At 66.4% G+C, this 11,543-nt stretch carries 11 protein-coding genes; 3 read left to right on the top strand and 8 right to left on the bottom strand.

Going from position 1 to position 11,543, the window contains the following annotated elements; genetic code table 11:
* Positions 1-110 precede the first annotated feature (110 nt).
* Together ACQY80_RS08360 and ACQY80_RS08355 are read left to right on the top strand one after the other, a co-directional pair.
* Entirely contained in the window at positions 111-1,292 is a 1,182-nt protein-coding gene (locus ACQY80_RS08360; protein ID WP_428685471.1) for a CaiB/BaiF CoA transferase family protein, read from the top strand.
* 104 nt (positions 1,293-1,396) lie between these two features.
* Positions 1,397-3,136, top strand: a complete 1,740-nt coding sequence (locus ACQY80_RS08355; RefSeq protein WP_428685469.1) for an N-acyl-D-amino-acid deacylase family protein — start codon at positions 1,397-1,399, stop codon at positions 3,134-3,136.
* Between the two features lie 6 nt (positions 3,137-3,142).
* Here the strand turns inward: ACQY80_RS08355 and ACQY80_RS08350 are convergent, their stop codons facing one another.
* Genes ACQY80_RS08350 through ACQY80_RS08335 form a run of 4 tightly spaced genes read right to left on the bottom strand, consistent with a single transcriptional unit; the run spans position 3,143 to position 7,222 of the window.
* The gene (locus ACQY80_RS08350) at positions 3,143-4,183 is read right to left on the bottom strand and encodes an alcohol dehydrogenase family protein (RefSeq protein WP_428685467.1); all 1,041 of its coding nucleotides are present in this window, start codon (positions 4,181-4,183) and stop codon (positions 3,143-3,145) included.
* 21 nt (positions 4,184-4,204) lie between these two features.
* The gene (locus ACQY80_RS08345; RefSeq protein WP_428685465.1) at positions 4,205-5,431 is read right to left on the bottom strand and encodes an acyl-CoA dehydrogenase family protein; all 1,227 of its coding nucleotides are present in this window, start codon (positions 5,429-5,431) and stop codon (positions 4,205-4,207) included.
* A gap of 14 nt (positions 5,432-5,445) precedes the next feature.
* On the bottom strand, positions 5,446-6,183 hold the full coding sequence (locus ACQY80_RS08340; RefSeq protein ID WP_428685463.1) for an SDR family NAD(P)-dependent oxidoreductase: 738 nt from the start codon (positions 6,181-6,183) through the stop codon (positions 5,446-5,448).
* Positions 6,184-6,193: 10 nt separating this feature from the next.
* On the bottom strand, positions 6,194-7,222 hold the full coding sequence (locus tag ACQY80_RS08335; RefSeq protein ID WP_428685461.1) for a phosphotransferase family protein: 1,029 nt from the start codon (positions 7,220-7,222) through the stop codon (positions 6,194-6,196).
* Positions 7,223-7,294: 72 nt separating this feature from the next.
* On the opposite strand from ACQY80_RS08335, the gene ACQY80_RS08330 reads away from it, so the two are divergent.
* Positions 7,295-7,930, top strand: a complete 636-nt coding sequence (locus ACQY80_RS08330; RefSeq protein WP_428685459.1) for a TetR family transcriptional regulator — start codon at positions 7,295-7,297, stop codon at positions 7,928-7,930.
* On the opposite strand, the gene ACQY80_RS08325 is transcribed toward ACQY80_RS08330, so the two are convergent.
* Genes ACQY80_RS08325 through ACQY80_RS08310 form a run of 4 tightly spaced genes read right to left on the bottom strand, consistent with a single transcriptional unit; the run spans position 7,931 to position 11,533 of the window.
* Positions 7,931-9,427, bottom strand: coding sequence for an acyl-CoA synthetase (locus ACQY80_RS08325; RefSeq protein ID WP_428685457.1), 1,497 nt, complete (start codon positions 9,425-9,427; stop codon positions 7,931-7,933).
* On the bottom strand, positions 9,424-9,930 hold the full coding sequence (locus ACQY80_RS08320) for a hypothetical protein (protein WP_428685455.1): 507 nt from the start codon (positions 9,928-9,930) through the stop codon (positions 9,424-9,426). Before ACQY80_RS08320 ends, ACQY80_RS08325 begins: the two co-directional genes overlap by 4 nt.
* Positions 9,927-11,018, bottom strand: a complete 1,092-nt coding sequence (locus ACQY80_RS08315; protein ID WP_428685453.1) for a zinc-binding dehydrogenase — start codon at positions 11,016-11,018, stop codon at positions 9,927-9,929. The genes ACQY80_RS08320 and ACQY80_RS08315 overlap by 4 nt, the downstream gene beginning before the upstream one ends.
* Positions 11,015-11,533 carry a cupin domain-containing protein gene (locus tag ACQY80_RS08310; RefSeq protein WP_428685451.1) on the bottom strand — a complete coding sequence of 173 codons (519 nt, stop codon included), beginning with the start codon at positions 11,531-11,533 and terminating at the stop codon, positions 11,015-11,017. The genes ACQY80_RS08315 and ACQY80_RS08310 overlap by 4 nt, the downstream gene beginning before the upstream one ends.
* Between the last annotated feature and the right edge of the window lie 10 nt (positions 11,534-11,543).

The following is an 11,543-nucleotide window of genomic DNA, read 5'->3' as shown; positions in this document are numbered from 1 at the left end:
GTCAAATTAAATGACGTTCCTATGCTGCCGTCACGTCAGATATATTGACATTACGAGGTGCCATGGAATCCGTGCACGATAAGGCGGGACGGGAAAACGGGAGAAAAGCGATGGGCGATCGGGGCGGCGGGCCGCTGGCGGGCTTACGTGTGCTCGAGCTGGGGCAATTGATCGCCGGTCCCTTTTGCGGGCAGTTGCTCGGCGACATGGGCGCGGAGGTCGTCAAGATCGAGTCGCCGGCGACCGCAACCCGCCGCGGCGGCGATCCGATGCGCGACTGGGGACAGGGCAAGATACCGACTTGGTGGCGCGTGATCGCGCGGAACAAGCAATCGATCGCGCTCGACCTCGGCGATCCGGTCGATCAGGAGGTCGCGCGCCGGCTTGCCGGGCAGGCCGACATATTGATCGAGAATTTTCGCCCCGGCACGCTCGAACGCTGGGGGCTTGGCCCCGAAATCCTCCACGCACTCAACCCCCGGCTGATCATTGTCCGCGTCTCGGGCTATGGCCAGACCGGTCCTTATTCGCAGCGCGCCGGCTTCGGCGGTATCGGCGAAGCGATGGGCGGATGGCGCGCGATCGTCGGCGAGCCCGACCGGCCGCCCTCGCGCATGGGGGTGTCGATCGGCGACAGTCTGGCGGCAACCTATGGCTGCATGGGCGCGCTGGCGGCGCTCCACGAACGCCAGACCAGCGGACTTGGGCAGGTCGTCGACGTCTCGCTGTTCGAAAGCGTGCTGCAGGTCATGGAAAGCCTGATCCCCGAACAGGCGGTCGCGGGCCATGCGCGCACGCGCACCGGATCGATCCTTCCCGGCATCGCGCCTTCGAACGTCTATCCGTGCCGCGACGGCGAATATCTGATCGGGGGCAACGGCGACGCGATCTTCGCCCGTCTGGCACAGGCAATGGGCCAGCCCGGATTGGCCACTGACCCGCGTTACGCAGCGCATCTCGCGCGCGGTGAACGCCAAGCCGAACTCGATGGGCTGATCGGCGACTGGACGCGGACGCTGACCATCGCCGAGCTCGAAGCGCTGATGATCGAACATGCGATCCCGGCGGGCAGGATCTTCGCCGCCGCCGACATGCTGACCGACCCGCATTTCGCGGCGCGCGAGGCGATCGTCACGGTCGAGGACGACGAACTGGGCCCGGTACCGATGCAGGGCGTCTTTCCCAAATTCTCACGCACCCCCGGCAGCATCCGCAGCTCCGCCCCGGCGACTGTCGGTCAGGATGATGCCGCGGTGCGCGCTACGTGGTTGGCCGAGGCGCGCGAGGGCTGAGATGGAAAGACAGGTTCGGGCTTTCCTGCGACAGAGAATCGCGTAGACTGAGTTGCAAAAGACAACCTGCCGACGAGCAGGATCATCGGGAAAGGATGAGAAGCATGGCAGATCACGATCTGGTCATTCGCGGCGGCACGGTTCACGACGGGCTCGGCAGCGCGCCGCGCATCGCCGATGTCGCGGTGACGGACGGGCTGATCGTCGCGGTCGGCGACGTGCCCGGCCGCGGCGCGCGCGAGATCGACGCCAGCGGCAAGATCGTCACCCCCGGCTTCGTCGACATCCACACCCATTATGACGGACAGGTCACATGGGAGGATCGGCTCGCACCCTCCTCGGGCCATGGCGTCACCACCGTCGTCATGGGCAATTGCGGCGTTGGCTTCGCGCCGTGCCGCCCGCATCAGCGCGAGATGCTCGTCGAACTGATGGAGGGGGTCGAGGATATTCCCGAGGTCGTGATGGTCGACGGCTTGCCGTGGAACTGGGAGAGCTTTCCCGACTATCTCGACGCGCTCGGCGAACGACAGCTCGACATCGATATCGCGGCACAGATCCCGCATTCGGCGCTGCGCATCTATGTGATGGGCGAGCGCGCGGTGCGCCGCGAGGCACCCACCGCCGAGGATCTCAAGCAGATGCGCGCACTCGTAGCGGAGGGCATCGAAGCGGGCGCGTTCGGCGTGACCACCTCGCGCAACATGATGCACCGCACGAAGGCCGGCGAACTGGCGCCGAGCCTGCATTCGGACGTCGATGAGCTTTGCGCTCTGATGGACGGACTGGTCGACGCCGATGCGGGCGTCTTCCAGATCATCCCGGCGCCCGATGGTGATGCCGGGACCGAATTCGACGTGCTGCGCACCGTAGCCGAACATGGGGGGCGGCCACTCTCCTTCACCCTGCTCGACGTCGCGGGCCAGCCCGGCGGCGGGTGGCAGCATATGCTGAAGGGGCTCGAACAGGCCGCAGTTGACGGCGTCGAGATGCGCGGACAGGTCGCGCCGCGCCCGGTCGGCATGTTCTTCGGCCTCGACCTCAGCCTGCACCTCTTCTCGGCGCATCCGAGCTACAAGGCGATCGCGCATCTGACGCTCTCCGAGCGGGTCAAGCGCATGCGCGATCCCGCGTTCCGCGCGCAATTGCTGTCGGAACAGCCCGAGGACAGCAATCCGGTGACGCTGACCCTGATCGGCGCCTTTCGTGCGACCTGTCCGTGGGGCGACACACCGCAGTATGAGCCGACACGCGCGGATCGCATGGAAGCGCGCGCCGCCGCCGCGGGGCAACCGCTCGAGGATTATGCCTACGACCTTTTGCTCGGCGACGAGGGCCGCGCAGTCTTCTATCTGCCCGCCGCCAATTATTCGAACGGCAATCTCGACAGCGTGCGCGAGATGCTGGGGCATCCGAACACGGTGATGGGCCTCGCCGACGGTGGCGCGCATTACGGGCTGATCTGCGACGCAAGCTTCCCGACCTATCTGCTGCAACGCTGGGTTCGCGATGCGCGCGACGAGCAGCGCATTCCGCTACCGCTCGCGATCGCCGAACTGACGAGCAAGGCGGCAGCGACGGTCGGCATGACCGACCGCGGCCGCATCGCTCCGGGCTACAAGGCCGACATCAATATCATTGATTTCAACGCGCTGACGCTCCACGTCCCGCGCGTTGCCTACGACCTGCCCGCCGGCGGCAAGCGGATGCAGCAGGTCGCCGACGGCTATGTCGCGACGATCGTGTCGGGCGAGATCACCTATCAGGACGGCAAGCATACCGGCGCGCTGCCGGGCCGCCTCGTCCGGCGGACCGACGCGCGGCCGCTCGAACGGGCAGCCTGACCGGACTCAATCGGGCGTTAGCACCATCTTCAGCGCACCCGCATCGCGGGCGTCGAACAGCTTGTAGGCCTCCGCCCCCGCGCTCAGCGGCAAGCGGTGGCTGACATATTTCTCGGGCTTCAGCCGCCCCGACTGCACCAGCGGGAACAGGGTCGGCAATTCCTCGGGCACCGAACAGGTGCCGGCGCGAAAAGTCAGCCCTGCGGCGAAGAAGCGTTCGAGCGGAAAGGCATAGCGCCGCGACTGCTGCACGCCGATCACCGACACGGTGCCGCGCGCGCGGACGAGACGCAGCGCCAGATCGACCGTCTCGTCGCGCCCGACGACCTCGATCGCGCAGTCGAGCTTGCGCCCCTTGGTGGCCTCGCGGATCGTCTCGACCGCTTCACCGGGGTGGAGCGCGATGGCGCCCGCCTCCTCGGCGAGCGCGCGGCGTTCGGCGACCGGATCGATCGCATAGACGACATGCGCGCCCATGACGAAGGCGCTTTCGACCGCCATCAGGCCGATCGGCCCGAGCCCGATCACCGCGACGCTGCTGCCCGGCACGATGTCGGCGCCCCGCGCACCGAACCAGGCCGTAGCGAGTGCGTCGGTCATCAGCAGCGCCTGTTCCTCCGACACGCCGTCGGGGATCAGCACCGCATTGACGTCGGCGGCGGGCACCCGCACTGCCTCGGCTTGCGAACCCTGCAGCTTCGCCGACAGGCCGTAGCACGAGCCCATGCCATATTCGCAGAGATTGACCACGCCGGCGAGGCACTGGCGGCACGATCCGCAGCCGACCGCAGCGGGGATCATCACCTTGTCGCCGACCTTCAGCCGCGACACACCGCGTCCGGTCTCGACAACCTCGCCTACCGCCTCATGACCGACGCAGAAACCGACATCCTCGGAAAAGCCATGGCCGTGATAGATGTGCAGATCGCTGCCGCAGATCGCGCAGGCGGTGACCTTCACGATCGCGTCGCGGTCCGACTGCGGCGTCGGATCGTCCATGCTTTCGTAGCGGATGTCGTGCGCGCCGTAATAGCGAAGGGCTTTCATGGCTTCGGCTCCCCTTCCCGATCAGCGCCGGTTCGCGGCGACATATTCGGCGATCTTCTGCTTGCCGAGCTGCGACATATGCACCTCCTCGGGCCCGTCGGTGAGGCGGACGTATCGGTTGAGCGTGAAGAAATAGGCGATCGGCGTATCCTCGCTGACCCCCATGCCGCCATGCGCCTGAATCGCGCGGTCGGAGACGGTCTGCGCCATCGTGGGCGCGACGACCTTGATCGCGGCGATCAGATCCTTCGCCTGTTTGTTTCCAAAGCGGTCCATCGCATCGGCCGCCTTCAAGGTCAGGAGCCGCGCCATCTCGACCTCGCAAAAGCTTTTCGCGACATCCTGCCGGATGCTGCTCTGGTCGGCGAGCTTCTTGCCGAAGGCGACGCGGCTGTCGACACGGCGCGCCATATATTCGAGTGCGCGCTGCGCCTGCCCGATCGAGCGCATGCAGTGATGAATGCGCCCCGGCCCGAGGCGCCCCTGCGCGATCTCGAACCCGCGGCCCTCGCCGAGGATCAGATTTTCCTTCGGCACGCGGACATTGTCGAACCGCAGTTCGGACTCGCCACCCGGCGAATTATAGGAGCCGAACACGGTCTGGTGACGGACAAAAGTCACACCCGGCGTGTCGCGCGGGACGAGGATCTGCGAATGCTGCGCATGGCGCGGCGCGTCAAAATCGGTCTTGCCCATCACGATGAAGAGGTCGCAGCGTGGATGCATCGCGTTCGAGATCCACCATTTGCGACCGTTGATGACATAATCGTCGCCGTCGGGAATAATCGACAGCTCAAGGTTGGTCGCGTCGGACGAAGCGACCTGCGGCTCGGTCATCACATAGGCCGAGCGGATTTCACCGTTCAGCAGCGGCTTCAGCCATTTTTCCTGCTGTTCGGGCGAACCGAATTTCGCCAGCACTTCCATATTGCCTGTATCGGGCGCCGAGCAGTTGAAGACCTGGCTCGACCAGGGCACGCGGCCGAAGATTTCGGCGAGCGGCGCATATTCGAGGTTGGTGAGACCCGGCGAGAATTCGCCATATTCGTGCGGGAGGAACAGGTTCCACAGCCCCTGTTCGCGCGCCTTGTCCTTCAACGCCTCCATCCCCGGCCATTCCTGCCAGCGATTGTTCTGATCATGGACGAAGTCGTAATAGGTCTGTTCGTTCGGATAGATATGCTCGTCCATGAAGGCTTCGATCTGTGCGATCAGCCCGGCGACCTTGTCGCTATATTCGAAATTCATCTGTCTGCCTTTCGTTAGAGGGAGAGCCCGCCATCGACGATGAGCGTATGGCCGGTGACATAGGAAGCGAGCGGCGATGCGAGGAAGATCGCGGCGCCTGCCATGTCCCCGGGCGTGCCCATCCGCCGCTGCGGAATATGAGCGAGCGTGCCTTCGAGCCGTTCGGGGTTCTGGGTGGTGACCTTGGTCAGCTTGGTATCGACGAGGCCGGGGGCGAGCCCGTTGACGCGAATGCCGTCGGCGGCGAACGCCTGTCCCAGCGTCTTGGTCAGGCTGATCGCGCCCGCCTTCGATGCGGCATAGGCGGGATTGCCGATATTCGCCTTCAGCCCCGAGATCGAACTGACGATGACGATCGAGCCGCCCGCGTCGGCGAGCTGCGCGCGGAACTTGCGCGAAATGTGCATCAGGCTGTCGAGATTGACCGCCATGACGCGGTCCCAGCCCTCGCGTTCGAACTCGCCGCGGCGATAGACGACAGTGCCCTGACAGAGGATCAGCACGTCGAGGGTGTCGAAAGGCAGCGCCGCCGCCTCGATCGCATCGGGATCGCCGACATCGACGCAGGTGTAGCCGAGCCCGCCGAGGTCCGATCCGTCGGCTGCGTCATAATCGGCCGCCGCGGCGCGCGTGCCCCAGACATGAACGTCGGCACCGCGCTCGCGAAAGCCATGCGCGATACCATTGCCGATGCCGCTCGATCCGCCGACGATCAGCACCCGCCGGCCCGTGAAATCGGTATCGTCTTTCATCATCATTCCTTCAGCTGATGCGGCGCAATGCCCGGTCGAACAGGTCAAGCGTATGGGCGTGGAGGCGGTCGCCGGTTTCCTTCGGTGCCTTGCCCGCCGATGCACGGGCGTGCGTTCCCTCGAGGATGATGCCGAGCTTGTAGCAGGCGAGCACGACGTACCAGTCGAGCGCCGACAGATCGCGGCCGCTGACCGCAGCATAATGGTCGACCAACTCGTCGGGGGTCCCAAACCCCTCCCACGGCGTGATCGCAACGTCGGTCGCGCGCGGCGTATCGCCCTCGGGCCAGGTCGCGAGCAGCCAGCCGAGGTCGAGCAAGGGATCGCCGATCGTGCTCAGCTCCCAATCGACCACGGCGGCCAGATCGCCGCTGTCAGGGCGGACCATGACATTGCCGAGATGGAAATCGCCGTGGATGATGCCCGGTCGAAACTCGGCGGGACGGTGCGCGTCGAGCCAGTCGGCGACGCGCTCGACGCCGGGGATGGCGTCCGGTCCGGGCCATTCGGCGAAATCGGCGTAGCTGGCGAGCTGCGCCTTCCAGCGCCCGACCTGCCGTTCGAGATAATTGTCGGGCTTGCCGAAGCCTTCGAGCCCGACCGCGCGATAGTCGATGGCGCCGAGCGCCGCGATGGCTTCGACCATCGACAGGCCGATGCGGTGGCGGACCGCTGCGTCGCCGGCATGAAGCGCGGGCAGCCCCTGCGTCGGATTGAAGCCCTCAACCGGCTCCATCAGGTAAAAGGCGACGCCCAGCACATCCTCTTGCGGGCAGGCGGCGACGAGGTGCGGGTGCGGCACGGCGGTGCCATCGAGCGCGGCGAGCACGCGCGCCTCGCGGCGCATCGTGTCATTCGAATTGGGGCGCGGCGCCGGCGGCGGGCGACGGAGCACATAGGCGGCGTCGCCGCGGCGAAAGTGCATCAGGATATTCTGGGTGCCGCCCGACAACAGCCGCGCGTTGGCGATCGGCCCCGTGCCGACGCCCTGCCCGTCCATCCAGCGTTCGAGCGCCGCGAGGTCGACTCCCTCGATCATCCTCAACCCTCTCTCTTATCCATTTGGATAAATGCATTTGACGCCCCTCGCTGTCAATGGCAAATGCGATGCATGGCCCGCGACCCCTCGACCGCGCATTCCGAAGCGCCGCAGCATCTGAAGGCGGTCGCGCTCAAACTCTTCGCCGAGCGCGGGATCGATGGCGTGACCGTGCGCCAGATCGCCGAGGCAGCGGGGCAAAAGAACCACGCCGCGATCACCTATCATTTCGGCTCGAAGGAGGCGCTGATCCGCGCGCTGGTCGTCGAGGGCGCGCAGTCGATCGACGCGCGCCGCAACGCCGCTCTCGATCGCGCCAGGGCCGCCGGCGGCCCGCACAGCGTCGTCGAAGTGATGGAGATATTGGTCGACACCTCGGTCGACCCCGATCCCCCCGCTTGGGGCGAATGCTACAACCGCTTCGTGGTCGGCCTCCAGCTATCGAACCGCGCCTTGTTCATGGACGCACTCGAGGGGCGCTGGAATTCCGGCTATCAGCGCTGCCTCGACGAGGTCCGACGCCTGATGGCGCACGTCCCGGCCGACCTGCTCAACCAGCGGCTCGTCTTCATGGGCGGCGCGATCGGCGGGATATTGGCAGGACGCGAGACCGAGCTTTCCGACCGTTCGCGCGAACATCCGATGTGGTCGCATCCCGACACGCTCGGCCGCGTCGCTCACGCTTTGGCATCGATCATCGAAGACTGATCAGCCGCGCAGTTCGGCCTTCAATATCTTCCCCGCCGCCGACAGCGGCATGACGCTGCGAAACTCGACCGAGCGCGGGCATTTATAGGCAGCGAGCTTCGCGCGCATATGCGCGATGATATCATCGGCATCGGGCACGACGCCGGGCTTCGCGACGACCACCGCATGCACGCGCTCGCCCCAGCGCGGATCGGGGAGACCGACGATGGCACATTGCGATACGGCCGGATGATCGGCGAGCACCGCCTCGACCTCGACCGAATAGACATTCTCGCCGCCGGTGATGATCATGTCCTTCAGCCGGTCGACGACATGGATATAGCCGTCGGCATCCATCCGGCCAACGTCGCCGGTGTGCATCCAGCCGCCGCGCAGCGCCTCGGCAGTTTCCTCGGGCCGGTTCCAGTAGCCCGTCATCACCGCCTCGCCGCGCGCGACAATCTCGCCGACCTCGCCGACCGGCACTTCGTTATCGTCGGCGTCAACAATACGCGCCTCGATCGCCAGCACCGCGCGTCCGGCCGAGCGCAGCCGTGCCGGATCGCGGTGATCGGCAGGCTTCAGCAGCGAGATCGAGCCCGAGGTCTCGGTCATGCCGTATCCCTGCACGAAGCCAACGCGCGGCATCGCCGCGATCGCGCGGTCCATCAGCGCGGGCGGCATCGGCGCGGCACCATAATAGATGCGCCGGGCGCTGGTCAGGTCATGCGCGCCGAAGCGCGGGTGATCGAGTAGCGCCTGCAGCATCGTCGGGACGAGGAAGATATCGGTGACCTGTTGCCCCGCAATCGCCGCCATCACGGCCTCGGCCTCGAAGGCGGGCAAGAAAACATGCCGCCCGCCGCCGAGCAGGCAGGCGAGAAAGCCCGAAATCGCACCCACATGGAACAGCGGCGCGGTGTGGAGCATGCAGGCCCCGGGCGCCGCATCGCCCGCGCCCGCGAGACACAGCGCATAGGTCATCAGCGCGCGGTGCGAGAGCATGACGCCCTTCGACCGCCCCGTCGTGCCGCCCGTGTAGAGGATCATCGCCAGATCATCGCCGTGGCGCAGATGCTCTTCGCCTTCGGCCGCGTCGGCAACCAACGCCTCGAACTCGGCGCCCGCGACGACCACCTCGCGCAGCGCCGGGGCTTCGCGGCGGATGTCGGCCAGCATTGCTGCGAAGGCCGGATCGGCGATCAGCACCTCGGCCCCGCAATCGGCGAGCGCATAGCCAATCTCGCCCGCCGTCCAGCGCGTGTTGACCGGGCACGCGACCGCCCCCACCCACAGGCTGCCGAACAGGAAGTCGACGAACAGGTCGCCGTTGGGCGCAAGCAATGCGACGCGATCCCCCGGGGTTACGCCCAGCGTGGCAAGCGCACCGGCGATGCGGCGAGTGCGCGACGCGATCTCGCGCCACGTCCGCTGCCGTGCGCCGTCAACCGTCGCGATGCGATCGGGCGTCTCGCGGACTGCGCGGTGCAACGCTTGCGTAATCGCGAGGCCGGTCATGCCAGCGCCGCCGACCGCCGCGCCATCACCATACGCCCGGCGGTCACGATACCGCCGAAGTAGAGCGTCGCGGCGACGATCGCGGCCATGACATGTGCGAAACTCTCGCCCGCCTGTAGCAAAGGCGCGGCCATCACGGTCAGATAGAGCATGTAGGGCCGATTGATCAGCAGCGGCAGCCAGCCGCGGAGTTGCGCGTAAATGGCCGCGACGATCAGACCCAGCACCGGTGCCACGCCGGCCAGCCCGCCATGAACGGCCCCATATTGCAGCAGCCACGCCGTCGCCGTTCCACCGCACGCCCCGACGAGCAGTGGCAGCAACGCCCTGCCTTCGACCATGTCGACGTTGCCCCAATACCAGAGCAGCAGGAAGCCTGCATAAAGCGGCGTCAGCCCGAACGCAAAACCCAGTACGATGAAACCCGCGATGAGCAGCACCACACCGCCGGTGACCATCGCGGCCTTCCCGCCGGGCATCGCCGACGTGGTTTCGTCGCTCACCGCCACGGCTCCACGACGATCTTCACCTGATCGCCGGGGGTGGCGAGCCGTTCGAAGGCTGCAGGCGCGTCGCCGAGGCCAACCTGATCGGTGAGGAAGGCGGTGCCGTCGATCGCGCCTTCGCCCAACGCGTGCAGCGTTTCGGCAAACTCGTCGGGCGCATAGGCCCAGACGAAGCTGAAGCGCATCTGCTTGTTGATGCCGAGAACGGGCAGGATGCGATCATCCTCCATGCATGCGCCCACGATGACGATATGCGCGAGCGGCGGCGCCTGTTCGAGCAGGGTCTGGAGCATGCCCGGCACACCGACGCATTCGAAGACGATCGCGTCGCGCATCGAGCGGCCCGACAGTTGCGCCGCGCCGAAGGACGTCAGCGTCGCGGGGACGTCGAGCGCCTCCCACTGGTCGTGCGGCGAGGTTGCGGCGGGATCGACGACGATGTCGGCGCCCAGCTTTTCGGCGCGCGCGCGGCGGGCGGGTGAGAAGTCGGCGGCAATGATCGGCCCAATGCCGCGGCGCTTCAGCGCGACGATGACCGCGAGCCCGATCGGGCCGCAGCCGATGACCATCGCGACGCTGCCCGGTCCGGGATTGGCGACCGCGACCGCATGGGTGCCCACCGACAGCGGCTCGGTGAGTGCCGCGATTTCGGAAGCGAGGCCGTTCGGCACCGGTAGCAGCAAGGCTTCGGTCAGCGCCACACGCTCGGCGAGCGCGCCGCGATAACGGGTCGAAAAGCCGATCAGTTCGGCGCCGAGCGGTCCGAAAGCGAAGGGCGTCGAGACGACGCGGGTTCCCGCTGCAAACCGCTTTTCGGTGCCAGGCCCATGGTCCAGAATCTCGGCGCAGAATTCGTGTCCGAGCACCAGATCCTGTGACGGGTCGATCGTGTCGGGCGCGCCGCAGCGGCGGCCGATCTCAACGCCATGTTCCAGATGATGGACGGCGTGCAGGTCCGACCCGCAAATGCCGCATGCGAGCGTTTTCGCGACGACCTGCCCCCCCTCGGGCACCACATCAGGAACGTCGGTGACGGTCAGCGCGGCGCCGCGGCGGACCGCCGCGCGCATCGTGGCTCCGCTCATTTTGCGCCTGCGAGTTCGGTCGGCTTGCGCTGGCCTTCCCAGCCGGGCTTTTCCTTGCGCAGGCCATCGACGATCTTGTCCCAGAAGGCGGCCGTGTTGCCCTTGAAGCGGATGTCGAAATTGTCGGCGGTGCGGAATTCCAGCACCTCGACGCCCTCGGGGCCGGGCTTGTAGGTATAGGGGACGTCGGTGCCGACATAGAAGCCATCGCCGGGGCCGAGTTCTTCGGTGCCCAGCTTCAGCGAGCCCGCGATGATATAATAGAGGCAGTCGGCGTTGTGGCTGTGCAGCGGCAGCGGAAAGCCGCTCTTGAACCAAGCATAGGTCAGGCTCATTCCGGGCATCGAAAAGAGCAGCTTTACCTCGTTGCCGTCGTCGGCGCCCTCGGCGGCCGCGCGGACGATGCCGTCCTCGATCACCGGGGTGATTCCCGAATATTCCATGCACGAGGTCTCGCTGTAAGGCGGCGCATCAGCGGCGCGATAGACCTGGAAGTTCGTTTTCTTGGCAGTCATCCTCTTATCC

The organism is Sphingopyxis sp. (assembly GCF_965279755.1).
Classification (GTDB): Bacteria; Pseudomonadota; Alphaproteobacteria; order Sphingomonadales; family Sphingomonadaceae; genus Sphingopyxis.
Note: the sequence above shows the minus strand (reverse complement) of the source record. Positions and strands in the feature narration are given on the sequence as shown.

Bases quoted from the DNA above. Each gene is read 5' to 3' on its own strand.
- ACQY80_RS08360 (WP_428685471.1), top strand. From the start codon at position 111: ATGGGCGATCGGGGCGGCGGGCCGCTGGCGGGCTTACGTGTGCTCGAG.
- ACQY80_RS08355 (WP_428685469.1), top strand. From the start codon at position 1,397: ATGGCAGATCACGATCTGGTCATTCGCGGCGGCACGGTTCACGACGGG.
- ACQY80_RS08350 (WP_428685467.1), bottom strand. From the start codon at position 4,183: ATGAAAGCCCTTCGCTATTACGGCGCGCACGACATCCGCTACGAAAGC.
- ACQY80_RS08345 (WP_428685465.1), bottom strand. From the start codon at position 5,431: ATGAATTTCGAATATAGCGACAAGGTCGCCGGGCTGATCGCACAGATC.
- ACQY80_RS08340 (WP_428685463.1), bottom strand. From the start codon at position 6,183: ATGAAAGACGATACCGATTTCACGGGCCGGCGGGTGCTGATCGTCGGC.
- ACQY80_RS08335 (WP_428685461.1), bottom strand. From the start codon at position 7,222: ATGATCGAGGGAGTCGACCTCGCGGCGCTCGAACGCTGGATGGACGGG.
- ACQY80_RS08330 (WP_428685459.1), top strand. From the start codon at position 7,295: ATGGCCCGCGACCCCTCGACCGCGCATTCCGAAGCGCCGCAGCATCTG.
- ACQY80_RS08325 (WP_428685457.1), bottom strand. From the start codon at position 9,427: ATGACCGGCCTCGCGATTACGCAAGCGTTGCACCGCGCAGTCCGCGAG.
- ACQY80_RS08315 (WP_428685453.1), bottom strand. From the start codon at position 11,018: ATGAGCGGAGCCACGATGCGCGCGGCGGTCCGCCGCGGCGCCGCGCTG.
- ACQY80_RS08310 (WP_428685451.1), bottom strand. From the start codon at position 11,533: ATGACTGCCAAGAAAACGAACTTCCAGGTCTATCGCGCCGCTGATGCG.